We start from the raw sequence: 25,400 nt of genomic DNA, 5'->3' as shown, positions 1-25,400 counted from the left end.
GTCGCTGACCTTATGGTCGGCGCTTTCAGTGGAGGCCGCCGCCGCTTCCGCGTTGCGTGCCACCTCGTGGACGGTGGCGGTCATCTGGCTCATCGCCGTCGCGACCTGGTCGGTCTCCACCTTCTGTCCGTTGACCCCGACACGGGTCTGCTCGGTAACCGCCGAAAGGGCCTGGGCTGACGAGGATATCTGCGTCACCCCGCCCTGCAGTTGACCGACCATGTCGCGCAGGTTGGCGGACATGCCACGCATGGCAGCGAGCAACTGGCCAACCTCGTCATGACGATCGACCTCGATGTCGATGCTCAGATCGCCCTGGGAAATCTGCTGCGCCACCCCGATCACCCGCTTCAACGGGCGCACGATGAGCAGCGTGATCAGCACGGTGGCCGCCAGGCCGATCAACAGCGCCAGGCCGGTGGCCAGCAGGATCAGGTAGGAGCTGTTGCGCTGCAATTCGATCATCGCGCGCTTTTGCAACGAGTAGGACTGCTCGACCGCCGCCACGATGCGTTCGGCATCGGCCACCAGCTTGGCGTACTCCGCTTTCTGCTGATGCAACTGGCTGGTGTATTCCTTGAGGCGATCATTGAACGAATCGACATTGCCGATCACCTCGGTCAGTACCGCCGCATAGCCCGGATCGTTCAGCGATGCACGCAACTCGCTGGCGAGCTTCTGTGCATCGAGCGCCTCCTGGATCTGCGTGTCTACCGTCTCGCCACTGCCGCGGCTTTGCTCGAGCCGCACCCGTGCCTGGTTCAGCGCCATCAGCAACAGTTGATAGACCTTGCCGATCTCACCGCCCTTGGCGACCATTTCCCCGCCTTCGGCACCCTGGGAGTTCTTCAGCAGGTCGATGCCATCCTCGTTGAAGCCGGTCTGCAGCACATCCAGGCTGTTGGAGGCGCTGACCACCAGCCAGTTGGCGGCGTCCAGCGACAGGCGCATGTTGTCGGAAAGATCCACGTAGCGGTCGAACACTGCCCGGTAGTCAACCAACGTCGCGCCGACATCGGCCAAGGCATCCGCGCCTGGCCCGCTCAGCTCAGCCGTCAACGCCTCGCTGCTCTCCAGCAATGCCTGGACTCGCTGGCGCAGGTCCTCGACCCGTTTGGCGTCACCGGTCAGGGAATAGTCCTTTTCGGTCAGGCGCATCTGCATGACCTCGCTGTCGAGCGTGGTCATGCGTTCGAGCAATGCACTGCGCTCGGCAACCGCACGCAAGGCCGAAAAGCCGGTCGCCGCCACTACGGCGGTAAGAACCAGCACGATGCCGAAACCGATGGTCAGCTTCTTCGCCGTACTGAGGCTGGCGATACTACGTTGCAGACCTGGCATGAGATTCCCCTCTGGCTAGGAAAATCGGAAAGTGGCAGGCAGAACAGCCAGCCATCGTCGTTCCTGAAAGCACCGTCACCCTATCGACGACGCCGTGCTGGCGACAAGCCATAATCCTGCCAATGTCACGCATGGCGGGGCTTTTAGCTAAATAGAGGTCGTTTTCAGAACGAAGACGCGGCCCCTTCGGATCGAAGGTCGCCAGAGGTGAAGAAGCGATCGGCTATCGGCGCCCCGAAACGGGGCATGGGCGGTACGCAACACGCTTACCTGGGCCGCACCATATCAAAGGTATCGCCGGTTCGGGAGTAGGCGCTGCCACTGAGACGCCCGACCAGATCCAGCTTGGCCGGCACGACGTAGCCACGCTCGTCGAGCACCGCATCGTCGATATGCGCCAGCAGCACCTCGGCGAATACCAGGTGATGACTGCTCGGCCTGTCCTTCGGGTAAGGCTGCACGTCGGCAACCCGGCATTCGAAGGCTACCGGGACACCGGCCACGCGTGGTGGCTTGACGAGTTGCGAGGCGATGGTTGGAATCGAACAGGCGCTGAACTCACTGACATCCGCCGGCAATTGCGCCGCACTGGCATTCATCGCTTCGGCATGCCGATAAGCAACCAGATTGACCACCAGTTCACCGGTCGCCAGGACATTGGCGAGGGTGTCCTTGTGGCTGCCGTCTGCCCGGCTGCCGATGTTGATCAGCAGGGTTGCCGGATCATCGCTGATTACCTGGAAGAAGCTGAACGGCGCCAGGTTGTCGATCCCCGCCGCCGAGCGGCTCGACACCCAGGCGATCGGTCGCGGCGTCACCGTCGACGACAACCAGCGGTAGCTCTGGGCGGGATTCAGGGTACGGAAATCGAGCAGCATGGGACGGGTTCCTGATAAAAGCGCCAGCTCAACGGCCGGCGCGGGACTCGCGAATGTAGAAGCGGGCCTTCTCGGCGTTCTCGGTGCAACGCTGATAAGCCTCGAACTGCTGCTGGGTCTTGGCCCCGGTGAGCAGCGATAGCGCCTTGGAATAGCTGACCGTGCCGGCAAAACCCTCGGCCTTGGCGATATCCAGCTCGCGCCAGGCGGCATCGACCTGGTTGGCACAGCTTTCCCGGTAGGTGGTACGCGCGGCGCAACCGCACAGAGTGATCGCTAACAACGTCAAGACTGCGATTCTTTTCATGGTATGGAACTCCTGATACGACTCAGACTTCGATGCGGGCAACTCGTAAAAGTGCCGCCATCACTGACCATCGGGGCACGGATAGTTCCACAACGGCAGGAGAATTTGAACCGTCTGCAGCTCCTGTCACAGCCTGATTGGCAGCGAGTTCCCAGGCAGGGTATGGTCGCAGGCTCGCAGGGAGGAAACACATGGGCAAAAAGGTGGCACTGGTCCTGGGCTCTGGTGGCGCACGGGGCTACACCCACATCGGCGTGATCGAGGAGCTGGAGCGGCGTGGCTACGAGATCGGCTGCGTAGCGGGCTGCTCGATGGGGGCCGTGGTCGGCGGCATCTATGCCGCCGGGAAGCTGCGCGATTATCGCGAGTGGACGGAAAGCCTGGACTACCTGGACGTGCTGCGCCTGCTGGACGTCAGCTTCCGACTGGGAGCGATCCGCGGCGAGAAGGTGTTCGGCAAGATTCACGAAATCCTCGGCGACGTGAACATCGAGGACCTGCCGATTCCCTATACCGCCGTGGCGACAGACCTTACCAACCAACAGGAAATCTGGTTCCAGGAAGGCAGCCTGCACAAGGCCATGCGTGCCTCGGCGGCGATTCCCAGCCTGTTCACCCCGGTGGCCCAGGGCCAGCGCATGCTGGTCGACGGCGGCCTGCTCAATCCGCTGCCCATCGTGCCAGTGGTGTCCAGCCACTGCGACCTGATCGTCGCGGTCAACCTCAACGCCCTCAACCAGCATCACTACACCTTGCCAGTGATCGAACGGCCGGCGGCGCTCAAGAACCGTATCGATCAGTTGGTCGGTTCGCTGAGTTCACGCCTGCCCTTCCTCAAGCGCGAAGCAGGGGAAGAGCTGCAATTGCAGTCGCCCCTGAAAGATAGCAATCCCTGGTTGGAAAGCACCCTGCCGGCAACCCTGGCCAGCGAAGGGAACGACGCGCAGAAATCAGCTAGCGGCACTCGCGTGATGAGCAATGTTGGCCCCGCCTCGCTGCTGGAGCTGGTCAACCAGAGCTTCGAGGTCATGCAAACGTCCCTCGCACAGTACAAGATCGCCGGATATCCCCCGGATATCCTGATCAACGTGCCGCGCCGGGTATGCCGCTTCTTCGAGTTCCACAAGGCACCGGAACTGATCGAACTCGGCCGACAGATCGCCAGCGATACACTGGATAAATACGAGGCTGAACACGATTAGGCCAGCAGGAGCAGTTCCACGCCACAACGTATCAATCCCGATACATTGACTACATCCTGTAGATACGCATCACCGCCAGCATGCGGCTCGCGGAGCGCCCGTCGGCATGGCCGCCCTTCTCGCGGCACGCTACGATTGTAGCGCCGCCATCCTGCAAGCAGCCCATGGAGCCTTCCCGGTGCAAGCCCTCAACGCGCCCGAGCAACGCACGCGCACGACCCGCGCCCTTATCGTCGATGACAACCTCGAACTCCGTGAACTGCTGAGCGGCTACCTGATTCGCTTCAACATCGACAGCGAAGCCGTGGGCGACGGCAATGGCATGCGCAAGGCCCTGGCCGAAAGCCACTTCGACGTGATCATCCTCGATCTGATGCTACCGGGCGAAGATGGCCTGGCATTGTGCCGCGAACTACGCAGCACCTCCGACATCCCGATCCTGATGCTCACCGCACGCTGCGAGCCCACCGACCGCATCATCGGCCTGGAACTGGGCGCCGACGACTACATGGCCAAACCGTTCGAACCTCGCGAACTGGTCGCCCGCATCCAGAGCATCCTGCGCCGCGTGCGCGACGACCGCGAACTGCCGAAGAACGAGCAACGCAGCAGCATCCGCTTCGACGACTGGCGCCTGCACAGCGTCCTGCGCCAGCTACAGTCGCCCGACGGCTTGGTGGTGCCGCTGTCGAACGCCGAATTCCGCCTGCTCTGGGTCTTCCTCGAACGCCCACGCCGCGTGCTCAGCCGTGAGCAACTGCTCGATGCCGCCCGCGGGCGCTCCATCGAGGCCTTCGACCGCAGCATCGACCTGCTGGTCTCGCGCCTGCGCCAGAAACTCGGCGACGATCCCAAGTCACCCAAGCTGATCAAGACCGTTCGCGGTGAAGGCTACCTGTTCGATGCGCGCGAGATCGTCTGATGCTCCGCGCCGACACCCTGTTCGCACGCCTGTTCGCGGTCTTCCTGGTCGCCATTCTGCTCGCGCATGGGCTGGCGTATCTGTGGTTCAAGCATTACGGCAATCCACCGCCCGGCCCTCCCCAGCAGACGATGGAACATCATGAGGCGCAACGTCCGCCGCCACCGGGGCCCGGGCCGGGCCCTGCGTTCACCGGCCCGGCCATCGTCCTGAGCTTCCAGTTGGTGACCCTGGTGATCGCCGCCTGGTACGGCGCTCGCCTGTTGAGCCGCCCGATCCAGCGCCTGGCCGATGCCGCCGAGCGCCTGAGCGATGACCTGGACAGCACGCCGCTGCCGGAAAACGGATTCCACGAGTCTCGCCAGGCCGCCCACGCCTTCAACCTGATGCAAAAACGCATCCGCGAACAGGTGCAGCAACGTGGGCGCATGCTGGCAGCCGTTTCCCACGACCTGCGCACGCCGCTGGCGCGCCTGAAACTGCGCGTGGAACAGATCCCCAACCCGCAACTGCGCACTCGCATGGGCCATGACCTCGGCGAGATGATCGGCATGCTCGATGCCACCCTGCGCTATCTGCACGAACAACGCAGCAGCGAAGCCCTGCAACGCTTCGATCTGCAGGCACTGGTCGAGTCCATGGTCGAGGACGCTCAGGATCGCGGCGCCAATGTCCAGACCGAAGGCACCTGCGCGCCCTTGCCGGCCCAGCCGATGGCCCTGCGCTCCTGCGTCAGCAACCTGCTGGAAAACGCCCTGCGCTACGCCGGGCACGCCATGATCGAGCTGCGCGACGGCCGCTCCCAGGTAGAAGTCCGGGTCATCGATCATGGCCCCGGCATCTCTGCCGAGCAACGTGAAGCGGTATTCGAGGCCTTCTTCCGCCTCGAAGGTTCGCGTAACCGCAGTTCCGGCGGTGTCGGCCTTGGCTTGACCATCGCCCGCGAAGCCGCCCAGCACCAAGGCGGCGACATTCGCCTGGAAGAAACGCCGGGCGGCGGCCTGACGGCCATTCTCATCCTGCCACGCCTCTGACGCTCATTTAGCGAGCACGCGGGCCGGGGAAACAAATCGTAGCGCCTCCTGCAGCGGTATGGGCTCCGATACAAAGTCCATATACCCAGGACAAGAAATTCGCCGAATGTGTAACGTCTGGAGAACTCTCTCCAGCCCCCCCAGCACAGGAGCGACTCCCATGATCAGTGGCGTCGGTAGTTATTCGAGCTATGCCTATAGCTCGACACAACGTACAAGTTCCACCAGTTCCACCTCTCTCAGCAGTACGGATAGCTCCAGCACTAAAAGCACGGACCAGGAAAAACTGTTCAGCCTGCTCGATAGCAATGGTGACGGCAGCATCGCCAAGGATGAGCTGACCAGCGCCCTGAGCAGTAGCCAGGACAGTGACGACAGCTCGGCCACCATCGATATCGACGAGCTGTTCAGCATGCTCGACGCCAATGGCGACGGCGGCATCGATGAAACAGAAAGCGCCGAACTCGCTCCGCCTCCACCACCGTCTGGCGGCGTTGATAGCGAAGAACTGTTCTCCCAGCTGGATGCCAATGGCGACGGCTCCGTCGATCAAGACGAGCTGAGTGCCCTGACCGGCACCAGCGGCACCAGCAGTTCGGACCTGCTCAGCGAGCTGGACAGCGATGGCGACGGCAGCCTCAACATCGACGAGTTGGGCGCCCTCGCGCCGCCACCACCACCGCCAAGCGGCGAGACCTCCGATAGCAGCGAGGACGACTCGCTGAGCACCAGCACGACCAGTTCCAGCAGCACACTGAGCAGCCTGTTTTCCGCTCTGGAGCAAGATGACAGCAGTAGCACCAGTAGCAGCGAAGATGCCTACGCTGCACTGGTCAGCAAGCTGGTCCAGCAATACGCCAGCAGCGCCAGCTTGCAGAACAGCGTCGGCACGCAACTCAACCTGAGTGCCTGAAACGAAACGGCCAGCCAACTCCCCAGGGAATGGCTGGCCGTTTTCAAGCGAATGACGAATTACTCCGCCGCATCCGGTGCGTCGTCGTAGTCATAGGCCTCATCGTCGCCCTGACTCTCGTCATCGGCAGCAGCACCGCCACCCAGAGCACTGCCGCCCATGGCCATGACCATCTGAGCGAACTGCTCGACCGGCATCTTCTGGCCGTTCAGGTCGACCTGCCCATCACTGTAATGCAGGTCCGACACGATGTTACTGCCGTCGAGCCTGGCCATCTGGCTGGCCACCGCCATGTCGCTGGCCATGTCGCTCATCATCGAAGCCTGCTGGGCAATCGCCGCCTGGTCGACAACCTCGCCCGACAACTGGGCCTGCAACCCCACGACATCACCGATCATGGCCTTGGAGACGAGCAGCCTGGCATCGACCTGGGAAACCAGCTGACGGGCGATTTCATCCGCAGGCAATTCGAAAGACTCTGGCTTGGCCAGGTCGAGCGACAGGTTGAAAGTACTCTCGCCATTGGCCGTCTTGAACGCCAGGCGCTCCAGGGCAATGCGTGGCTTGGCATCGAGCAGCTTGTCGATGGCGACCTTCAGCTCGGCTTTGTCGGCATCGCTGAGCGGCGGCAGTTCGCCTGTCTCACTGGTCTTGGCCAAGGCTTCCAGATTGCGCTCGTAGAACGCCACCAGCGCCTGCAAGCCAGCAACATCGAGTTTGTCGATACCCCAGATCATCTGCGAACTGCCAAGTTTCTGGCCGTTGTAGCTGATCTGACCCACGTCATAGGTGACCTTGCCCTTGAGCGTTCCACCCGACTCGCTCAGGTTATCGGCCTGGGAAAGGTCATTGAGCAGCACGCGTGCCTGCTCGCCGAACTTGAACTCGGCAGTGGTCAGCTTGGCGTTGCTCGTGCCCAGGTAGAAGTCGGAAGCACCCTTTTCGCGCTGACTGTCGAAAGTCAGGCCATTCAACGCCAGATGCACAGGCTCGCCACGCTCCTTGCCGTCCAGCACCAGGCTGTCCATCTTGCCGCTCAAGTCGAAGCGAGCCGCCTTGGCCGAAGCATTGATGTCCATGTCCAGGCCAGAGAACTTCAGGCTCGACGTCTCATCCAGCACAAGATCCAGCGGCAGCAGGCGCACGCTGCCGCTGCTGGAAAGGTCATAACTCAGCACGGTCTGGCCACGCAGAGGAGATTCGCCCTTGGCCGCCTCGAACCACTTCTCGGTCAATCCATTCTTTTCCAGCGCGAAGTTGCTGGCCGCCATGACCGGCATCAGCTTCAGGGCCTTCACTCGCGACAGCGGGAACGGTCCATGCTCGATTTCATCGACGAACAGGACTTCCAGTTTCTCGCCATCCTTGATTTCCGGACTGGTGAAGGTCACACGGTAGCGGGCGGTGCTGCTGAAGAAGTGCTTCTCCAGAGAAAGCAGCTCAGCGGTCGCGCTGCCATTCACGCCAAGCATCGCCTTGCGCATCTGCTCGTTGGAGTCTTGAACCGCAGTACGCAAGACACCTTCGAGCTGGTTGCCGGTGTACCAGGCCCCGCCCACGGCGGCGGCGCCGATGGCAATCACGATGCCTGCCGCAATCGCTGTCTTTTTCATCTGTTCATCCCTAGTGATCGTTTTTCTGATTCTTCCCTGCAGGGTGCGAATGCCCAGGCTCTATTCCCCGAAAACAGCCGGGCGCCCCTGCCCCGAAAAGCGGCGCAAGGGTATCACCGCTACTCAGGCTTTTTCGCTATCGACTTCGATTCTGTCAGTGGATTGTGTGACGTCCGGCTCAGTTCGCACCCAGTCGCTGAGCAGGCTGTAGGCCACCGCCAGCAGCGTCGGCCCGAGGAACAGCCCCATGAAGCCGAAAGCCAGCAACCCTCCGAAGACCCCCAGCAACACCACCACCAGCGGCAGGTTGCCGCCGCGGCTGATCAGATAGGGCTTGAGCACGTTGTCCACGCCGCTGATCACGAAAGTGCCCCAGATGCCCATGAACACCGCCATGCCGTATTGCTCGCCACTGATCAACCAGCCCACCACCGGAATCCAGACCAACGGCGGGCCCATGGGGATCAGGCTGAGGACGAAGGTCAACAGGCCGAGCAGCAGCGCTCCCGGCACCCCGGCGATGTAGAAACCGACCAGCGCCAGCAGCCCCTGCGCGGCCGCGGTGCCGATCACCCCGTTGACCACTCGCTGTACGGTCCCCGCCACAAGCGCCAGGTAATGATGGGCGCGGTCGCCGATCAGGCGCTCCAGCAGACGCTGGACGAACGCCGCCATCCGCGGTCCGTCACGGTAAAAGAAAAACACCAGGATCAGGCTCAGCGACAACTCCAGCACGCCACCGCCGACCTGGGCACTGCGCGCCAGCAACCAGTTGCCGACCTGCCCCAGATAGGGACGAACATTGGCGAACAGCTCCGAGCCCTCGCGCCCCGCCTGGTCCCAGAATCCCGCCAGATGCGTGCCGACCATCGGCAAACCGCTCATCCAGGCTGGTGCGGGCGGCAAGCCATCGACCTGCACGTCCTTCACCAGGCTGAGTGCGTCGCGCACATGATCCGCCAGATTGAAACCGAGCAGCACCAGCGGCACGGCAAACAGGATCATCCAGGCGCCCGACAGCAGCGCCGCGGCCAATGCCTCGCGACCGCCCAGCCAGTGCGTGAGCAGGCGCATCAGCGGCCAACTGGCGAAGGCCAGCACCGCCGCCCAGAACAACGCCGAAATGAATGGCGTCAGTACCCAGAAACAAGCCCCCAGTAGCAGCAACAGCAGAATCTGCACCAGCAAACGATCGTTGCTCAGCATCGCGAATATTCCATAGACAACCGAAGGGATTGCAGGCTGGCCCTATCGACGGATCAGGACCAGCCCGGCTGCATCACCCTCGCCCAGTTGCAGGCGATTGTCACGCAGGTTCTGTTCGAGCAGGGCGGAGCGCCAGGCACTGGCGGCATTTCCGCTCAGGCTGACACGCAACGTGCTGTCGAGGGAGAAGACCTTGGCCAACAGCTCGACCCACCGGGCCTCGGGTTGTGCCGGCAAGTGTGGCAACGCCAGCTCGCCCTCGTCACGCAGTTGGCGTAGTAGCGTCGCGGCGGTCGGCAGCACATCGGTCAGCGGCGCCTTGGCATCCAGTTGCTCGGCATGCAGGTAGGAACGCCGGTTGCCACGAGTGATGCCATACAGCGCCAGCAGGCTGTCCTGGTTGGGGGGCGCCAGCCTTAGCAGCAGATAGACCTGGCGCTCTTCCGGCCCGTACAACGTGGCATTGTCGAACACCGCATTGGCCCACAGGTTGCTGGCACCGCAATCGCGGCCTTCGCACCAGTAGAGCAACTGGGCGCCCTGCTCCTGCAGGCGCTTGCGCGCCGCATGCGCCACGTCTACCGGCGAATGCTCTTCAGCCAGGCGATAAGTGAGGGCCCGCAGATGACCGGCGACCAGCACCGAGGCATCCATGCGCACCTGGCCACTGATCCTCTGGATCGACGATTGCGGATAACGCCGTTCCAGGTTGGGCACCTCGCGAGAATCGCTCAAGGTGGAACGCTCCGGCGCCGGCAGGGCGTCCAGGCTGCCGCTGCTTTCGGCAAACGCTGACACGGCAAGGGCGAGCAGGCTGTAGAAAACGAACGAACGCATGACAGTCCTCAGCGAATGATCACGTCTTGGGTGATCTCGACCTCAGTATGGCCGGTGGTGGTCGCGTCGGAATGGAGACAGGTCATCGGCGGCTTCCTTGAAAAGGCCCTCAGACTCGGCAGTTAGCCGAGCCAAGTCAAGCCGGGACGAGGAAAGGATTGAAACAGTCTGCTACCTGCTCGGCGCCGGCCTGGTCATTCAGGTGCAGATGATGGCCGCCAGGCAGGCGGCTGACCTGGAAGCGCCCGTCCGCGAGCAACGGCTGAATGCGCGGGTCGCGGTCGACATGGCTGCCCTCGGCCAGGACCAGGCTGACCGGGCACTGCAGACTGGCAACGAAGGCCTCGGCATGGGCATCGGTCATACGCATCATCGATGGCAGGGTCAGGCGCGGGTCGGTGCGCCAGGTGTAGCCACCCGCGACCGGCTGCAACCCACGCAGGGCCAGTAGCTCCGCCGCCTCATGGCTGACCGGCACCACTCCCCTCATGCGCGCCTGCACGCCGCGCTCGACCTCGGCATACACGGGCTTGCTCTTGTGTCGCAGCGCCAAGCGAGCATTGAGCGCCTCGCCCAGGCGCTGGGCGGCGCCTTCGGCTTCATGGGTATGGGGCAGCAGGCCGTCGATCAGGGCCAGGCGGCTGACCCGCTCCGGCATGGCCGCAGCGAAGATCACCGCAACGATGGCGCCGAGGGAATGCCCCAGCAAGGCAAAGCGCGCCCAGCCAAGCTGTTCGCTGACCAGCAGCACATCTTCGATGAACTCCCAGATGCTGTAGCTGGAACCAGGTCCGTAATGCCCCGAGTAGCCATGCCCGGCGAAATCCAGCGCAACGATACGCAACCCTTTCAGGCGCGGCGCCAGCCGTTCGAAGGTCATGGCATTGTCCATCCAGCCGTGCAACGCGAGTACCGGTGAGCCATCCTCGGGGCCGAACACCCGTGCGGCCAGCTCCACATGCGGCAGGCTGAAACGTATTTCTTCGAAGCTGATGGTCACGCGGAACGCTCCTGGATGCGTTGCCAACGCATGAACAAGGCCTTGAGCAGATCGACCGTCAGCGTTGGGTGTTCGAGTGGAAACATATGCCCGCCAGGCAAGCTGAGGTGCTCGCCGTTCAGCACATGACGGACGCCACGTGCGTGGTGTGGCAAGACGATGCGGCTCTGCTCGCCACGCACGACCGCCAGCGGCACCTTGAGCTGCTTCACCCTTCCGGGCGCGGTATGCGGCACGCTGCGGTAGATGCCGATCTCGGTCACCGGGTCGAAACGCAGGCGCAACTCCTCGCCCTCCCGATACAGGCCATGCTGCACGTAGGCATCGAGGCAATCGGGATCGAAATGGCGAAACAAGGCCTTGCCAGCGAAATAGCTGCGTGCCTCGTCCAGGGAAGCGAAGCGTTCGCGCCGACCGAGGGTACGCCCGGCGGGCGTGATCCGGTCGATGAAACCGAAGCGCTTGGCCGCCCGGATCAACATGCGATCCATGCCGGTGAGCAACGGAGAATCGAGCATCACCACGCCCCGGTAGAGATCCGGGCGCCGCAAGGCCGCGTGGTAATGCAGGACGCCGCCCAACGAATGCCCCACGCCCCATACGGGTTCGTCTTGCTCCCCGAGATGGGCGAGCAACTCGTCGACCAGGCCTTGCCAGTTGTCATCCACAGGAAAGCGTGGGTCATGGCCATGCTGCTCCAGATGCGCCACCTGAAAATCGGGCGCCAATCCTGTGAACAGCTTGCCGTAGGTCGCAGACGGAAAGCCGTTAGCGTGGGCGAAAAAGATGGTCTGCGCCATGTAGGTGAACCGTCGGAGTCGGAAGACCGATAGATTCTCGACCAGTCAATCGGCCCTAGCAACAGGCGACTTGGCCAAACCAGCAGCTAGAAAAAGGCCTCTGAACAGACTGTGTGAAAACATAGCGAGCGAAGATCAGGCAAGGCAAAAAACGGCGAAAAAGCGCAGTTTACGAGCTGTAAATGAGCATTTTGACTGGGCTGGCATTCCAGCCGTTTTTTAACGCCGCATGGCCGAGCGCAGTAGTTTTCACACAGTCTGTGAACGAAGCCCTTCTCGTCACGCCTCCAGCTTGCGGCTCGCACCTGCCCTCGACAGCCAGTCGAAGAGCGTCGCCAGCACCAGCATCGCCACTGCAGGAACCAGCCAGCCCAGCCCCTGTTCGGCCATCGGCAGGCGCTGCAAAAAGTCGGGAACCAGCGCGCTGAACCCAGCAGCATTGAAGCCATCGAGGACACCGAAGGCCAAGGCCACCAGCATCACCGGGGCAACCACCCGGGTAGGCGAACGCCAGACGCCCCAGCAGAAACTCAGCGCCACCAGAACGATGCATGGCGGGTAGATGGCGGTCAGCACCGGTACCGACACCTGGATCAACGCCGACAAGCCGAGGTTGGAGACCAGCAACGAGAAACCGGCCAACAGCACCACCAACGTGCGGTAGGACAGCGGCAACAGACGGCTGAAGTATTCCGCGCAAGCACAGGTCAGGCCGACGGCCGTGACCAGGCAGGCCAGGGAAATCAGGATCGCCAGGAAGGTGCTGCCCAGGTCGCCGAAGGTGTGCTGCACGTAGGCATGCAAGACCACCGCGCCGTTGGCTGCGTCGCCAGCAATGGCATGGCTGCCCGAGCCAAGCCGGAACAGGCTGATGTAGACCAGCGCCAGGCCAACGCCAGCGATGAGGCCGGCGATGACCGCATAGCGAGTGATCAGACGCGGCGACTCGACGCCACGGGAACGGATGGCATTGACGATGACGATGCCGAACACCAATGCGCCAAGGGTATCCATGGTCAGGTAGCCATTGACGAAGCCTTGGGAGAACGGCGCGGCCTGGTAGGCCTTGGTCGCCTCGCCGGTATCACCGGGAACCAGCATGAAGGCGGCGCCACCGAGGATCGCCAGAGCGATGATCTTCAACGGCGCGAGGAATCGACCGACGCTGTCGAGCAGGCGTCCCGGATACAGGGACACCACCAGCACCACGGCAAAATACACCAGGCTGTAGAGAAAAAGAGCCAACGGCCCATGACCGAGCAGTGGCGCCAGGCCAACTTCGAAGGAAACGGTGGCCGTGCGTGGCGTAGCGAACAGCGGCCCCACCGCCAGGTAGCAGGTGGTCGCGAGGAGGATGCCCGCGACCTTGCCGATCGGACTGCTCAAGGCATCCATCGCGCCACCGACCTTGGCCAGGGCGATGACGGTCACCACCGGCAAGCCAACCGCCGTAATCAGGAATCCGAGTGCGGCGAGCCAGACATTAGCCCCGGCCTGCAAGCCGACGATGGGTGGAAAGATGATGTTGCCGGCACCGACGAACAAAGCAAAAGTCATGAATCCCAGAGCCAACAGGTCCGGGCCTTTCAAACGCGTCATAGAAGGAATTACCACTGGCAGGATAAGAAAAAACAGGAGTCTCCGAGGATAGGGAAACAGGCCGCTTGCCCGGTCTGGGCCGATGGCTTCGCTCCGGTGAAGGCTCTTTTGAAGCCGCCCCGGAAAAATGCTTGCAAGCCTAACGAATTCTCCGGACTAAAGCCGCAGACACTCGTCCGACTGTCGATAAAGCAGAAACTTGTGTCGCCTCGCTGACCGACGCAAAAACGAAAAAGGCCGCTCTAGAGCGGCCTTTTCCAGTCAGGTCAGGCCTCAGGCCTTCTTGACTTCCCAACCGGTCAGCTCGGCCAGGGCCTTGCCGATGTCAGCCAGGGAACGCACGGTTTTCACACCGGCGTCCTGCAGGGCAGCGAACTTCTCGTCCGCAGTACCTTTACCACCGGAAATGATGGCGCCGGCGTGGCCCATGCGCTTGCCGGGAGGCGCGGTCACACCAGCGATGTAGGAAACCACGGGCTTGGTGACGTTGGCCTTGATGAAGGCGGCCGCTTCTTCTTCAGCGGAGCCGCCGATCTCACCGATCATGACGATCGCTTCGGTCTGCGGGTCTTCCTGGAACAGCTTCAGGATGTCGATGAAGTTGGAACCCGGGATCGGGTCGCCACCGATGCCCACGCAAGTGGACTGGCCGAAGCCGGCGTCGGTGGTCTGCTTGACGGCTTCATAGGTCAGGGTGCCGGAACGCGACACGATGCCTACCTTGCCTGGCAGGTGGATATGACCCGGCATGATGCCGATCTTGCACTCGCCGGGAGTGATCACGCCCGGGCAGTTCGGGCCGATCAGGCGCACGCCCAACTCGTCACACTTGACCTTGGCGTCGAGCATGTCGAGGGTCGGGATGCCTTCGGTGATGCACACGATCAGCTTGATGCCACCGTAGGCCGCTTCCAGGATCGAGTCCTTGCAGAACGGAGCCGGCACGTAGATCACCGAAGCATCAGCGCCAGTGGCTTCCACGGCTTCCTTGACGGTGTTGAACACCGGCAGGCCCAGGTGAGTGGTGCCGCCCTTGCCCGGCGTCACGCCGCCAACCATCTTGGTGCCGTAGGCGATGGCCTGTTCGGAGTGGAAAGTACCTTGCGAGCCGGTGAAGCCCTGGCAGATGACCTTGGTGTCTTTATTGATCAGGACGCTCATTACTTGCCCTCCGCAGCTTTCACGACTTGCTGAGCAGCGTCGGTCAGGCTGGTTGCCGCGATGATGTTCAGGCCGCTGTCGGCCAGAACCTTGGCACCCAGCTCAGCGTTGTTACCTTCCAGGCGGACAACCACCGGAACCTTGACGCCGACTTCCTTCACGGCGCCGATGATGCCTTCGGCAATCATGTCGCAACGAACGATACCGCCGAAGATGTTCACCAGAACGGCAGCCACGTTGCTGTCGGACAGGATGATCTTGAACGCCTCGGTCACGCGCTCTTTGGTCGCGCCGCCGCCAACGTCGAGGAAGTTGGCCGGCTTGCCGCCGTGCAGGTTGACGATGTCCATGGTGCCCATGGCCAGGCCGGCACCGTTGACCATGCAGCCGATGTTGCCTTCGAGGGCGACGTAGTTCAGTTCGAACTTGGCGGCGTGGGCTTCACGGGCGTCGTCCTGCGACGGGTCGTGGAAGGTCTTCAGCTTCGGCTGACGGTACATGGCGTTGGCGTCGATGTTGATCTTCGCGTCCAGGCAGTGCAGGTCGCCGTCAGCCTTGATGACCAGCGGGTTGACCTCGAGCAGGGCCAGGTCGTGATCCTTGAACAGCTTGCCCAGGCCCACGAAGATCTTGGCGAACTGGGCGACCTGCTTGCCTTCCAGGCCCAGCTGGAACGCCAGCTCGCGGCCCTGGTAGGGCTGCGCGCCGACCAGCGGGTCGATGGTCGCCTTGAGGATCTTCTCGGGAGTGTCGTGAGCGACTTTCTCGATGTCCACGCCACCTTCGGTGGAAGCCATGAACACGATACGACGGCTGGAGCGGTCAACCACGGCGCCCAAGTACAGTTCCTTGGCGATGTCGGTACAGGACTCGACCAGGATCTTGCTGACCGGCTGGCCATTGGCATCGGTCTGGTAAGTCACCAGGCGCTTGCCCAGCCAGTTGGTGGCGAAGGCCTTGGCGTCTTCCTTGCTCTTGACCAGCTTTACACCGCCAGCCTTGCCGCGACCACCCGCGTGGACCTGAGCCTTGACGACCCACTCGGTGCCGCCGATCTTGTCGCAGGCTTCTGCCGCTTCTTCCGGGGTGTCTACAGCAAAGCCCTTGGATACAGGCAGGCCGTATTCAGCGAACAGCTGCTTACCCTGATACTCGTGAAGATTCATTCTTATCTACCGTTCTTCGTTTAGGTATTGCGCATTCGGTGCTGTGCTCCAGGGCACCGCACCACCTGTGATCGCTCTGGTTAGCGATCCCGACGAACATTCCAGCAGTCAGCAAGGCCACCGCGGGCCGTCCGTCGTGGTTTTTCCTGCGGTTGGGTGCCGCCTCGTAGGGAGGCACCTCAGTGAGCCTGTCGCGATTCCAGGGAATCGTGAAACAGGCTCTTATAGAGCGCTCAGCGCTTCTTGCGGTTGGCGATGTGGATAGCGTGGCCATTCACCGCCAGGGCAGCTTCGTGCAACGCTTCCGACAGAGTCGGGTGCGAGAACACCATCATGCCCAGGTCTTCGGCACTGGTACCGAATTCCATGCCGATCGCGCCTTGCTGGACCAGCTCGGCGGCACTTGGGCCAATCACGTGCACGCCGAGCACACGGTCGGTCTTCGCATCGGCGATGACCTTGACCAGGCCGGTGGTGTCGTTGGCCGCCATGGCACGGCCACTGGCAGCGAACGGGAAGGTACCGACGTTGACTTCGACGCCTTCGGCCTTCAGCGCTTGTTCGGTCTTGCCGACCCATGCGATTTCCGGGTGAGTGTAGATGACCGACGGAATCAGGTCGTAGTTCATCTGGGCCTTGTGACCGGCAATGCGCTCGGCGACCACGACGCCCTCTTCCGAGGCCTTGTGCGCCAGCATCGCGCCACGCACCACGTCACCGATGGCGTAGACGCCCGGCACACTGGTCGCGCAGTAGTCGTCGACGAAGATGAAACCACGCTCGTCCAGGGAAACACCACTGTCGGCAGCCAGCAGGTCGGTGGTAACCGGGCGACGGCCGACGGCGACGATCAGCTTGTCGAAGGTCAGCTTCTGCTCGCCATTGGCGTCGGTGAAGTTGACGGTGACCTGCTTCTTCTTCACTTCGCTGCCGGTAACGCGAGCACCGAGGCGGATGTCCAGGCCTTGCTTGGTCAGGACTTTCAGGGCTTCCTTGGAAATCTGCTCGTCGGCAGCGGCGAGGAACTTGTCCATGGCCTCCAGAACAGTCACTTCAGCGCCCAGGCGAGCCCAGACCGAACCCAGTTCCAGACCGATGACGCCAGCGCCGATCACGCCCAGCTTCTTCGGCACCGCTTGGAATTCCAGGGCACCGGTGGAGTCGACGATCACATCCTGGTCGACCGGAGCCGGCGGAATGTCGACCGGACGCGAGCCGGAAGCCAGGATCACGTTCTCGGCCTCGACGATGGAGGTCTTGCCGTCCTTGTCGGTGACTTCGACTTTCTTGCCGGCCAGCAGCTTGCCATGGCCTTCCAGCAGGGTTACGCCGTTGGCCTTGAACAGGCCGGCAACGCCGCCAGTCAGGTTCTTGATGATGGTGTTCTTGCGCGCGACCATCTGCGGCACGTCGATGGTGACGCCCTTGGCCTCGATACCATGCACTTTGAAGCCCTCGTGGGCCTCGTGGTACTTGTAGGAACTGTCCAGCAGCGCCTTGGACGGGATGCAGCCCACGTTCAGGCAGGTACCGCCGAGAGCGACCTTGCCCTCTTTATCCTGGTACTTCTCGATACAGGCAGTCTTGAGGCCGAGTTGAGCAGCCTTGATGGCGGCAACGTAGCCTCCCGGGCCTGCACCAATCACTACCACGTCGAATTTCTGGGTCATAACTCGTTCCTTATAGAATCGGGCGGCCCTTCGTGGGGGCCGCCTGAAGACAGCGTGTGAATCAGATATCCAGCAGCAGGCGAGCCGGATCCTCCAGCAGTTCCTTGATGGTAACGAGGAAGGTCACGGCTTCCTTACCATCGAGCAGGCGGTGATCGTAGGACAGCGCCAGGTACATCATCGGCAGGATCACGACTTGCCCGTTAACGGCCATCGGACGCTCCTGGATTTTGTGCATGCCCAGGATGGCAGACTGCGGCGGGTTGACGATCGGGCTGGAAAGCAGCGAACCGAACACGCCACCGTTGGAGATGGTGAAGGTACCACCGGTCATCTCATCGATGCTCAGTTTTCCTTCCTTGGCTTTCTTGCCGTAGGCCGCGATGCCGCCTTCGATTTCCGCCAGGCTCATGAACTCGGCATTGCGCAGTACTGGAACCACCAGGCCACGATCACTGGAAACAGCAACGCCAACGTCCTGGTAACCGTGGTAGACGACGTCGTTGCCATCGATCGAGGCATTGACGGTTGGCTGGCGCTTGAGCGCCTCGACGGCGGCCTTGACGAAGAACGACATGAAGCCCAGGCGCACGCCGTTATGCTTCTTCTCGAACAGGTCCTTGTACTTGGCGCGCAGCTCCATGATCGGCTTCATGTTGACTTCGTTGTAGGTCGTCAGCATGGCCATGGAGGATTGCGCTTCGACCAGGCGGCGGGCAACGGTGGCACGCACACGTGTCATCGGTACGCGCTTCTCGGTGCGGTCGCCGGCAGCGAAGACCGGCGCCTCGGCGGCAACGGCCTTGGCCGCAACCGGAGCAGCGGCCGGCGCGGATTTCTTCGCTTCGACAGCGGCAACCACGTCTTCCTTGGTCACGCGACCGCCTTTGCCGGTGCCGGCGATGCTGTTCGGGTCGATGCCGTTTTCTTCGGCGATCTTGCGTGCAGCAGGCGACAGGATCGCGTCATCGGCGGCAGCCGCTGGCGCAGCAGCCGGAGCGGATGCAGCAGGAGCAGCGGCGGCGGCGGCAGGAGCGGCCGCGGCAGCGCCTGGTGCACCCAGCTTGCCGAGCAGCTCACCGCTGAGGACGGTGTCACCTTCGTTCTTGACGATTTCGGTCAGGGTGCCATCGGCTTCGGCAAGGACTTCCATGACGACCTTGTCGGTCTCGATGTCGACGATCAGTTCGTCGCGCTTGACTGCGTCGCCAGGCTTCTTGTGCCAGGTCGCGACGGTACCGTCGGCGACCGATTCCGGGAATGTCGGGGCTTTGATCTCGATAGCCATTATGTGTGTTTCCTTAAATTCGTTTTCTTCTGGTCGAAGGCGTTAGACAGTAAAGGCATCTTGCAGCAGTTTTTCCTGCTGCTCGGCGTGCATCGAGGCGTAGCCGCAGGCGGGAGCCGCCGAGGCATCGCGTCCGGCATACTCCAGGAACAGAGCCTTCTTGTGCGCAGTGGCGACACGACGCATGTGATGCTGGCTGCAGTACCAGGCGCCCTGGTTCATCGGCTCTTCCTGACACCAGACGATATGCTTGAGGTTCTTGAACGGTGCCAGGGCCTCGGCCAGATCGTCTTCCGGGAACGGATAGAGCTGCTCGATGCGCACGATGGCGGTGTCTTCACGACCCTCCGCGCGACGCTTGGCCAGCAGGTCGTAGTAGACCTTGCCGCTGCACAGCACGACACGTTCGACTTTCTTCGCATCGAGTTGATCGACTTCACCGATGACCGTCTGGAACGAACCCTCGGCCAGATCCTCGAGGGAGGAGATTGCCATCGGATGACGCAGCAGCGACTTCGGTGTCAACACGACCAGCGGCTTGCGCAGCGGACGGATGACCTGGCGACGCAGCAGGTGGTAGATCTGTGCCGGCGTGGTCGGTACGCAAACCTGCATGTTGTGCTCGGCGCACAGTTGCAGGTAACGCTCCAGGCGCGCCGAGGAGTGCTCGGGGCCCTGCCCTTCATAGCCGTGCGGCAGCAGCATGGTCAGGCCGCACAGACGGCCCCACTTGTGCTCGCCACTGGAAATGAACTGGTCGAAAACGACCTGGGCACCGTTGGCGAAGTCACCGAACTGGGCTTCCCAGATCACCAGCGCATTGGGCGTGGTGGTGGAGTAGCCGTATTCGAAGGCCAGTACAGCCTCCTCCGAGAGGAAGGAGTCGTAAAGCTGGAAGCTCGGCTGACCGTCGAACAGATGCTGCAACGGCAGGTAGGTACCGGCGTCCTTCTGGTTGTGCAACTGGGCGTGGCGGTGCGAGAACGTACCGCGCCCCACGTCCTGGCCGGTCATGCGCACCGGGTGGCCAGCATGCAGCAACGTGGCGTAGGCCAGGTTTTCGGCGTACCCCCAGTTGATCGGCATGCCACCGGCCGTCATCTTCTGGCGATCTTCGAAGACCTTGGCGACCTGACGCTGCAGGACGAAGCCTTCCGGCACCTCAAGCAGCTTGGTTGCCAGCTCTTGCAGGGTCTTCAGGTCGAAGCGGGTGTCGTGACGGGCGGTCCAGGCATGGCCCAGGTAAGGGCGCCAGTCGACGAACAACTCCTTGTTCGGTTCCTTGACCAGGCTCTTGACCACATGCAGGCCGTTATCCAGCGCGTTGCGATACTCGTCGATCTTGGCCTGGATACGCTCGGCGTCGAGGCTGGAAGCCTGGATCAGGCTGTCGGCATAGAGTTCGCGGGTGGTGCGCTGCTTGGCGATCTGCTGGTACATCAGCGGCTGGGTACCGCTTGGCTCGTCAGCCTCGTTGTGACCACGGCGACGGTAGCAGACCAGGTCGATGACCACGTCACGCTTGAACTGCATGCGGTAGTCGACGGCCAGTTGGGTGACGAACAGCACCGCTTCCGGATCGTCGCCATTCACGTGCAGGATCGGCGCCTGGATCATCTTCGCCACGTCGGTGGCGTACTCGGTGGAACGCGAGTCGTCCGCACGGCTGGTAGTAAAACCGACCTGGTTGTTGATCACCAGATGGATGGTGCCGCCCGTCTTGTAGGCACGGGTCTGCGACATCTGGAAGGTTTCCATGACCACGCCCTGGCCGGCGAATGCCGCGTCACCGTGGATGGAGATTGGCAGAACCTTTTCGCCACTGGTGTCGTTGCGACGATCCTGGCGCGCGCGCACCGACCCTTCGACCACCGGGGAGACGATCTCCAGGTGCGATGGGTTGAATGCCAATGCCAGGTGCACTTCGCCGCCAGCGGTCATCACGTTGGACGAGAAGCCCTGGTGGTATTTCACGTCACCGGAGCTCAGACCCGCAACCTTCTTGCCTTCGAACTCGTCGAACAGGTCGCGCGGGTTCTTGCCGAAGGTGTTGACCAGCACGTTCAGGCGGCCGCGGTGGGCCATGCCGATGACGATTTCCTTGGTGCCGTAGGCGCCGGTGCGCTGGATGATCTCGTCCAGCAGCGGAATCAGGCTTTCGCCGCCTTCCAGACCGAAGCGCTTGGTGCCCGGGTATTTGGTACCCAGGTATTTTTCCAGGCCCTCGGCCGCGGTCAGGCGCTCGAGCAGATGGCCCTGCACCTCGACCGAGAACGCCGGACGGCCACGTACGCTTTCCAGGCGCTGCTGGAACCACTTGCGCTGGTCGGAATCGACGATGTGAGTGAACTCGGCGCCGATGGTGCGACAATATGTCTGCTTCAACGCCTCGTGGATCTCGCGTAGAGTCGCCTCCTCCTTGCCGATGTAAAGCTCACCGGTACGGAAGGTCGTATCGAGATCGGCGTCAGTCAGGCCGTAGTGGCTGATGGACAGATCGGCAGGCGCCGGGCGAACCCAGAGCCCGAGCGGATCGAGCGACGCAGCCTGATGACCGCGCATGCGGAAGGCCTGGATCAGGCGCAGCACTTCCACCTGCTTCTTCTCGTGCTGGCTGCTGACGCTACCTGCGGAAACGGGTTGGGCGCGACGCTGGTTCTGAGCCAGCAGAATGAAATGATCGCGGATAGTTGAGTGCGAGACGTCGGTGGCACCAGTGCCGTCAACCGGCAATGTCTGGAAAAAAGTGCGCCACTCTTCTGGCACAGCGTTGGGATCGTGCAGGTAGAGCTCGTAGAGCTCTTCCACATAGGCCGCGTTACCACCGGATAGGTGGGCGCTGTCCCACATGCGCTGCATCACGCTTTCTTGCATGCTTGGTCACCCTCGGTAAGGGGACACCACCGGCGCAGAAGCCGCACTCCGCAACGATTCTAAGACAAGCAACCCAAGCGTTTGCACGGATCACGCAGATAGTCCGGGTACCAGCCCGGATGCCCCTGCTGGTCGTCATTTCTCTTAAAGTAGGGTCACGGCTTTGTGGGCTGCAACCCTGGTTTCCTGCCGGACCCGGAACATTCCGGGGCCGCAGGTTTCATCGGTGTTACTGGTGAATCAAGTGCCACTCTGCAGCAGCATGTTGCGTACGTGGCCGATTGCACGCGTCGGATTCAGACCCTTCGGGCAAACGTTCACGCAGTTCATGATCCCGCGGCAGCGGAATACGCTGAATGGATCATCCAGGGACGCCAGGCGGTTCGCGGTCTTGGTGTCACGGCTGTCGGCCAGGAAGCGGTAGGCCTGCAGCAATGCAGCGGGACCGAGGAACTTGTCCGGGTTCCACCAGAACGACGGGCAGGAGGTCGAGCAGCAGGCGCACAGGATGCACTCGTACAGACCGTCCAGCTTTTCGCGTTCTTCCGGGCTCTGCAGACGTTCGATAGCCGGAGCCGGCGTATCGTTCTGCAGGAATGGCTGCACCTTCTCGTATTGCTTGTAGAAGATGCTCATGTCGACAACCAGGTCGCGGATAACCGGCAGGCCAGGCAGCGGACGAATGACCAGTTTGTTGCCCTTCACCACGCTGGACAGCGGGGTGATGCAGGCCAGGCCGTTCTTGCCGCTGATGTTCATGCCGTCGGAACCGCAGACGCCCTCACGGCAGGAACGACGGTAGGAGAAACCTTCGTCCTGCTCTTTGATCAGCGCCAGCACGTCGAGCACCATCAGGTCTTTGCCATCGATCTCGACGTCGAAGTCCTGCATGTGCGGTGCGTTGTCTTGTTCCGGGTTGTAGCGATAAACGCTGACTTTCAAGATTTTGCCAAGAGACATGGTGGCCACCCTTAATAAGTACGAACTTTGGGTTCAAACGCCGGAACGGTTTTCGGCGCGAAGTTGACACCGCGCTTGGTAACGCGCTTGTCCCCGGGGTAGTACATGGTGTGGCACAGCCAGTTGGTGTCATCGCGATCTTCGAAGTCTTCGCGGGCGTGGGCGCCACGGGACTCGGTACGGGTGTCAGCCGCGATGGCAGTCGCTTCGGCCACTTCGAGCAGGTTCTGCAACTCCAGCGCTTCGATGCGCGCGGTGTTGAAGGCCTGGCTCTTGTCGGCGATCTTGACGGTGGCGATGCGCTCGCGCAGATCAGCCAGTTGAGCGATACCTTTCTTCATGTATTCGCCGGTACGGAATACACCGAAGTAGTTCTGCATGCACTGTTGCAGCTCGCGCTTGAGCGAGGCGACGTCTTCACCCACGGTGCGCTCGTTGACGCCGGACAGACGCTTGAGCGACTGCTCGATGTCGGTCTCGCTGGCGGCGCGGACCTCGACGCCTTCCTTGAGCGCTTTTTCCAGGTGCAGACCGGCGGCACGACCGAATACCACCAGGTCGAGCAGCGAGTTGCCGCCCAGGCGGTTGGCACCGTGTACCGATACGCACGCCACTTCACCTACGGCGAACAGGCCTTCGATGATGGTGTCGTTGCCGTTGGCATCCTGGGTGATGGCCTGGCCATGGATGTTGGTGGCGACGCCGCCCATCATGTAGTGGCAGGTCGGGATCACCGGGACTGGCGCGAGAACCGGGTCGACGTGCGCGAAGGTCTTCGACAGCTCGCAGATGCCTGGCAGGCGGCTGTGCAGGACTTCCTCACCCAGGTGGTCCAGCTTCAGCAGTACGTGGTCCTTGTTCGGGCCAACACCGTTACCGGCGATGACTTCCTTGACCATGGAACGGGCAACCACGTCACGACCCGCAAGGTCCTTGGCGTTCGGCGCGTAGCGTTCCATGAAACGCTCGCCATGGGCATTGATCAGGTAACCACCCTCGCCACGGCAGCCTTCGGTAACCAGTACACCAGCGCCGGCGATACCGGTCGGGTGGAACTGCCACATCTCGATGTCCTGCACCGGCACGCCGGCACGCAGGGCCATGCCCACGCCGTCACCGGTGTTGATCAAGGCATTGGTGGTGGAGGCGTAGATGCGACCGGCACCGCCAGTGGCGAGAACCACGGCCTTGGAGCGGATGTAGACGGTTTCGCCGGTTTCGATGCAGATGGCGATGATGCCGACGATGGAGCCATCCTGGTTCTTCACCAGATCGACCGCGTACCATTCGTTGAGGAACGAAGTGCCAGCCTTCAGGTTGCCCTGATAAAGGGTGTGCAGCAGAGCATGACCGGTACGGTCGGCCGCTGCGCAGGTACGAGCGGCCTGACCGCCCTTACCGAAGTCCTTGGACTGGCCACCGAACGGACGCTGGTAGATACGGCCCTGCTCGGTACGGGAGAACGGCAGGCCCATGTGTTCGAGCTCGAACACGGCTTCCGGGCCGACGTTGCACATGTATTCGATCGCGTCCTGGTCACCGATGTAGTCGGAACCCTTGACGGTATCGTACATGTGCCAGCGCCAATCGTCGTTCGGATCGGCCGAAGCGATGGCACAGGTGATGCCGCCCTGGGCAGATACGGTATGCGAACGGGTCGGGAAGACCTTGGTCACCACAGCGGTCTTGTGACCACCCTGGGCCAGTTGCAGCGCTGCACGCATGCCGGCGCCGCCGCCACCAACGATGATGGCGTCATAGGAAAGAGTACGAATGCTAGCCATGGATCACACACCCCACAGAATCTGTACGCCCCAGACGAAGTACGCGAACATCGCGATACCGCAGACAGCCTGGAACAGAAAACGCACGACAGTCGCCCACTTGCCCAGCGCCATCGGCGTCAGGTAGTCGGTAGAGATGGTCCACATGCCAACCCAGGCGTGAACGCCGAGGGCGACCAGGGCCAGGAGACTGAAGATGCGCATGGCGGTGTGGGAGAACAGGCCGTGCCATTCGGCGAAGCTGATTCCCGGATGGAAGATGAGGTACGTGATCAGGAACAGGAAATAAGCCGCGAGAACGACGGCGGAAACGCGTTGCGCCATCCAGTCGTAGAGGCCCGAACGCGACAGGTTCGTTACGTTGGTTACCATATCCACACCCCCGCCAGGACGATCAGCACCACAGAAATGACGATGACGATTTTCGAGCCCAGCTTGCCGCCTTGCAGCGTTTCACCGACTCCGGCGTCCATGACCAGGTGACGAACACCTGCCACGAGGTGGTACAGCAGTGCGGACAGCAGTCCCCAGATAATCAGCTTGACCAACGGATGGGCCAGGATTGCTTTCACATCGACGAAGCCTTCCTCGGACGACAGCGACTTGTCCAGTGCGAACAGCAGCACGGCAAGACCGACGAAGAGGATGACACCGGAGATGCGGTGCAGGATGGATGTAATAGCTGTTATCGGAAGTTTGATTGTCCTGAGATCTAGGTTTACAGGTCGTTGGCTATTCACGGCTTTTTTCACACTAGAGGCCCCTAACTACAGGGCATGTTGTCGGGAAGTGCACTGGTCAGGTACCCCTCACCAAGGGAGTGCCAACCGCCAAGATTAAGGCCC

The 25,400-nt window shown here is 62.1% G+C and carries 21 protein-coding genes and 1 pseudogene; 4 read left to right on the top strand and 18 right to left on the bottom strand.

Annotation, left to right across the window (positions count from 1 at the left end; translation table 11 throughout):
* Nucleotides 1–234: 234 nt before the first annotated feature.
* The 3 genes and pseudogenes from ACSZPK_RS06470 to ACSZPK_RS06460 all read right to left on the bottom strand — a co-directional run.
* Nucleotides 235–465 (bottom strand): annotated as a pseudogene (locus tag ACSZPK_RS06470) (HAMP domain-containing protein); the annotation flags it as partial.
* Nucleotides 466–1,607: 1,142 nt separating this feature from the next.
* Nucleotides 1,608–2,219, bottom strand: a complete 612-nt coding sequence (locus ACSZPK_RS06465) for a flavin reductase family protein (RefSeq protein WP_437880590.1) — start codon at nucleotides 2,217–2,219, stop codon at nucleotides 1,608–1,610.
* 28 nt (nucleotides 2,220–2,247) lie between these two features.
* A complete protein-coding gene (locus ACSZPK_RS06460; RefSeq protein WP_437880589.1) occupies nucleotides 2,248–2,526 on the bottom strand; it encodes a hypothetical protein in 279 nt (92 codons plus the stop codon).
* 191 nt (nucleotides 2,527–2,717) lie between these two features.
* On the opposite strand from ACSZPK_RS06460, the gene ACSZPK_RS06455 reads away from it, so the two are divergent.
* From ACSZPK_RS06455 to xopAW, 4 genes are all read left to right on the top strand, one after another.
* Entirely contained in the window at nucleotides 2,718–3,728 is a 1,011-nt protein-coding gene (locus ACSZPK_RS06455; protein WP_437880588.1) for a patatin-like phospholipase family protein, read from the top strand.
* Between the two features lie 106 nt (nucleotides 3,729–3,834).
* Entirely contained in the window at nucleotides 3,835–4,650 is an 816-nt protein-coding gene (locus tag ACSZPK_RS06450) for a response regulator (protein WP_437880587.1), read from the top strand.
* Nucleotides 4,647–5,684 (top strand): sensor histidine kinase, encoded by a 1,038-nt coding sequence (locus ACSZPK_RS06445; protein ID WP_437881005.1) that lies wholly within the window; start codon nucleotides 4,647–4,649, stop codon nucleotides 5,682–5,684. The genes ACSZPK_RS06450 and ACSZPK_RS06445 overlap by 4 nt, the downstream gene beginning before the upstream one ends.
* A 160-nt stretch (nucleotides 5,685–5,844) precedes the next feature.
* Nucleotides 5,845–6,597, top strand: coding sequence for a XopAW family type III secretion system calcium-binding effector (gene xopAW, locus ACSZPK_RS06440; RefSeq protein WP_437880586.1), 753 nt, complete (start codon nucleotides 5,845–5,847; stop codon nucleotides 6,595–6,597).
* Nucleotides 6,598–6,656: 59 nt separating this feature from the next.
* On the opposite strand, the gene ACSZPK_RS06435 is transcribed toward xopAW, so the two are convergent.
* The 15 genes from ACSZPK_RS06435 to sdhC all read right to left on the bottom strand — a co-directional run bounded on the left by ACSZPK_RS06435 (nucleotide 6,657) and on the right by sdhC (nucleotide 25,307).
* Nucleotides 6,657–8,210, bottom strand: coding sequence for a YdgA family protein (locus tag ACSZPK_RS06435; protein WP_437880585.1), 1,554 nt, complete (start codon nucleotides 8,208–8,210; stop codon nucleotides 6,657–6,659).
* Nucleotides 8,211–8,333: 123 nt separating this feature from the next.
* A complete protein-coding gene (locus ACSZPK_RS06430; protein ID WP_437880584.1) occupies nucleotides 8,334–9,416 on the bottom strand; it encodes an AI-2E family transporter in 1,083 nt (360 codons plus the stop codon).
* A 42-nt stretch (nucleotides 9,417–9,458) separates the two neighbouring features.
* Nucleotides 9,459–10,253: a DUF4892 domain-containing protein gene (locus ACSZPK_RS06425; protein ID WP_437880583.1), complete on the bottom strand. Its 795-nt coding sequence runs from the start codon at nucleotides 10,251–10,253 to the stop codon at nucleotides 9,459–9,461.
* Nucleotides 10,254–10,389: 136 nt separating this feature from the next.
* Nucleotides 10,390–11,253: an alpha/beta fold hydrolase gene (locus ACSZPK_RS06420; RefSeq protein ID WP_437880582.1), complete on the bottom strand. Its 864-nt coding sequence runs from the start codon at nucleotides 11,251–11,253 to the stop codon at nucleotides 10,390–10,392.
* Nucleotides 11,250–12,053, bottom strand: coding sequence for an alpha/beta fold hydrolase (locus tag ACSZPK_RS06415; protein ID WP_437880581.1), 804 nt, complete (start codon nucleotides 12,051–12,053; stop codon nucleotides 11,250–11,252). Before ACSZPK_RS06415 ends, ACSZPK_RS06420 begins: the two co-directional genes overlap by 4 nt.
* A 279-nt stretch (nucleotides 12,054–12,332) precedes the next feature.
* Complete coding sequence (gene brnQ, locus ACSZPK_RS06410) at nucleotides 12,333–13,652, bottom strand: branched-chain amino acid transport system II carrier protein (protein ID WP_437880580.1); 1,320 nt, start codon at nucleotides 13,650–13,652, stop codon at nucleotides 12,333–12,335.
* A gap of 273 nt (nucleotides 13,653–13,925) precedes the next feature.
* Nucleotides 13,926–14,813, bottom strand: coding sequence for a succinate--CoA ligase subunit alpha (sucD, locus tag ACSZPK_RS06405; RefSeq protein WP_437880579.1), 888 nt, complete (start codon nucleotides 14,811–14,813; stop codon nucleotides 13,926–13,928).
* On the bottom strand, nucleotides 14,813–15,979 hold the full coding sequence (gene sucC, locus ACSZPK_RS06400) for an ADP-forming succinate--CoA ligase subunit beta (RefSeq protein WP_437880578.1): 1,167 nt from the start codon (nucleotides 15,977–15,979) through the stop codon (nucleotides 14,813–14,815). Before sucC ends, sucD begins: the two co-directional genes overlap by 1 nt.
* Before the next feature lie 233 nt (nucleotides 15,980–16,212).
* Nucleotides 16,213–17,649, bottom strand: a complete 1,437-nt coding sequence (lpdA, locus tag ACSZPK_RS06395) for a dihydrolipoyl dehydrogenase (protein ID WP_437880577.1) — start codon at nucleotides 17,647–17,649, stop codon at nucleotides 16,213–16,215.
* Between the two features lie 61 nt (nucleotides 17,650–17,710).
* Nucleotides 17,711–18,937: a 2-oxoglutarate dehydrogenase complex dihydrolipoyllysine-residue succinyltransferase gene (odhB, locus tag ACSZPK_RS06390; protein ID WP_437880576.1), complete on the bottom strand. Its 1,227-nt coding sequence runs from the start codon at nucleotides 18,935–18,937 to the stop codon at nucleotides 17,711–17,713.
* Nucleotides 18,938–18,979: 42 nt separating this feature from the next.
* A complete protein-coding gene (locus tag ACSZPK_RS06385) occupies nucleotides 18,980–21,811 on the bottom strand; it encodes a 2-oxoglutarate dehydrogenase E1 component (RefSeq protein ID WP_437880575.1) in 2,832 nt (943 codons plus the stop codon).
* 240 nt (nucleotides 21,812–22,051) lie between these two features.
* On the bottom strand, nucleotides 22,052–22,756 hold the full coding sequence (locus ACSZPK_RS06380; RefSeq protein ID WP_437881004.1) for a succinate dehydrogenase iron-sulfur subunit: 705 nt from the start codon (nucleotides 22,754–22,756) through the stop codon (nucleotides 22,052–22,054).
* A gap of 26 nt (nucleotides 22,757–22,782) precedes the next feature.
* Nucleotides 22,783–24,555, bottom strand: coding sequence for a succinate dehydrogenase flavoprotein subunit (gene sdhA / locus ACSZPK_RS06375; RefSeq protein ID WP_437880574.1), 1,773 nt, complete (start codon nucleotides 24,553–24,555; stop codon nucleotides 22,783–22,785).
* 3 nt (nucleotides 24,556–24,558) lie between these two features.
* Nucleotides 24,559–24,927, bottom strand: a complete 369-nt coding sequence (gene sdhD, locus ACSZPK_RS06370; protein ID WP_437880573.1) for a succinate dehydrogenase, hydrophobic membrane anchor protein — start codon at nucleotides 24,925–24,927, stop codon at nucleotides 24,559–24,561.
* Nucleotides 24,921–25,307 (bottom strand): succinate dehydrogenase, cytochrome b556 subunit, encoded by a 387-nt coding sequence (gene sdhC / locus ACSZPK_RS06365; protein WP_437880572.1) that lies wholly within the window; start codon nucleotides 25,305–25,307, stop codon nucleotides 24,921–24,923. Before sdhC ends, sdhD begins: the two co-directional genes overlap by 7 nt.
* Between the last annotated feature and the right edge of the window lie 93 nt (nucleotides 25,308–25,400).

Source organism: Pseudomonas sp. LRF_L74 (assembly GCF_965644255.1).
Lineage (GTDB): Bacteria > Pseudomonadota > Gammaproteobacteria > Pseudomonadales > Pseudomonadaceae > Aquipseudomonas.
The sequence above is the reverse complement of the archived record's forward strand: the minus strand, read 5'-3'. Positions and strand labels throughout refer to the sequence as shown.

Excerpts from the sequence above, each read along its gene's own strand:
- ACSZPK_RS06465 (WP_437880590.1), bottom strand. The coding sequence starts at position 2,219 with ATGCTGCTCGATTTCCGTACCCTGAATCCCGCCCAGAGCTACCGCTGG.
- ACSZPK_RS06460 (WP_437880589.1), bottom strand. The coding sequence starts at position 2,526 with ATGAAAAGAATCGCAGTCTTGACGTTGTTAGCGATCACTCTGTGCGGT.
- ACSZPK_RS06455 (WP_437880588.1), top strand. The coding sequence starts at position 2,718 with ATGGGCAAAAAGGTGGCACTGGTCCTGGGCTCTGGTGGCGCACGGGGC.
- ACSZPK_RS06450 (WP_437880587.1), top strand. The coding sequence starts at position 3,835 with ATGGCCGCCCTTCTCGCGGCACGCTACGATTGTAGCGCCGCCATCCTG.
- xopAW (WP_437880586.1), top strand. The coding sequence starts at position 5,845 with ATGATCAGTGGCGTCGGTAGTTATTCGAGCTATGCCTATAGCTCGACA.
- ACSZPK_RS06435 (WP_437880585.1), bottom strand. The coding sequence starts at position 8,210 with ATGAAAAAGACAGCGATTGCGGCAGGCATCGTGATTGCCATCGGCGCC.
- ACSZPK_RS06430 (WP_437880584.1), bottom strand. The coding sequence starts at position 9,416 with ATGCTGAGCAACGATCGTTTGCTGGTGCAGATTCTGCTGTTGCTGCTA.
- ACSZPK_RS06425 (WP_437880583.1), bottom strand. The coding sequence starts at position 10,253 with ATGCGTTCGTTCGTTTTCTACAGCCTGCTCGCCCTTGCCGTGTCAGCG.
- ACSZPK_RS06415 (WP_437880581.1), bottom strand. The coding sequence starts at position 12,053 with ATGGCGCAGACCATCTTTTTCGCCCACGCTAACGGCTTTCCGTCTGCG.
- brnQ (WP_437880580.1), bottom strand. The coding sequence starts at position 13,652 with ATGACGCGTTTGAAAGGCCCGGACCTGTTGGCTCTGGGATTCATGACT.
- sucD (WP_437880579.1), bottom strand. The coding sequence starts at position 14,813 with ATGAGCGTCCTGATCAATAAAGACACCAAGGTCATCTGCCAGGGCTTC.
- sucC (WP_437880578.1), bottom strand. The coding sequence starts at position 15,979 with ATGAATCTTCACGAGTATCAGGGTAAGCAGCTGTTCGCTGAATACGGC.
- lpdA (WP_437880577.1), bottom strand. The coding sequence starts at position 17,649 with ATGACCCAGAAATTCGACGTGGTAGTGATTGGTGCAGGCCCGGGAGGC.
- odhB (WP_437880576.1), bottom strand. The coding sequence starts at position 18,937 with ATGGCTATCGAGATCAAAGCCCCGACATTCCCGGAATCGGTCGCCGAC.
- ACSZPK_RS06385 (WP_437880575.1), bottom strand. The coding sequence starts at position 21,811 with ATGCAAGAAAGCGTGATGCAGCGCATGTGGGACAGCGCCCACCTATCC.
- sdhA (WP_437880574.1), bottom strand. The coding sequence starts at position 24,555 with ATGGCTAGCATTCGTACTCTTTCCTATGACGCCATCATCGTTGGTGGC.
- sdhD (WP_437880573.1), bottom strand. The coding sequence starts at position 24,927 with ATGGTAACCAACGTAACGAACCTGTCGCGTTCGGGCCTCTACGACTGG.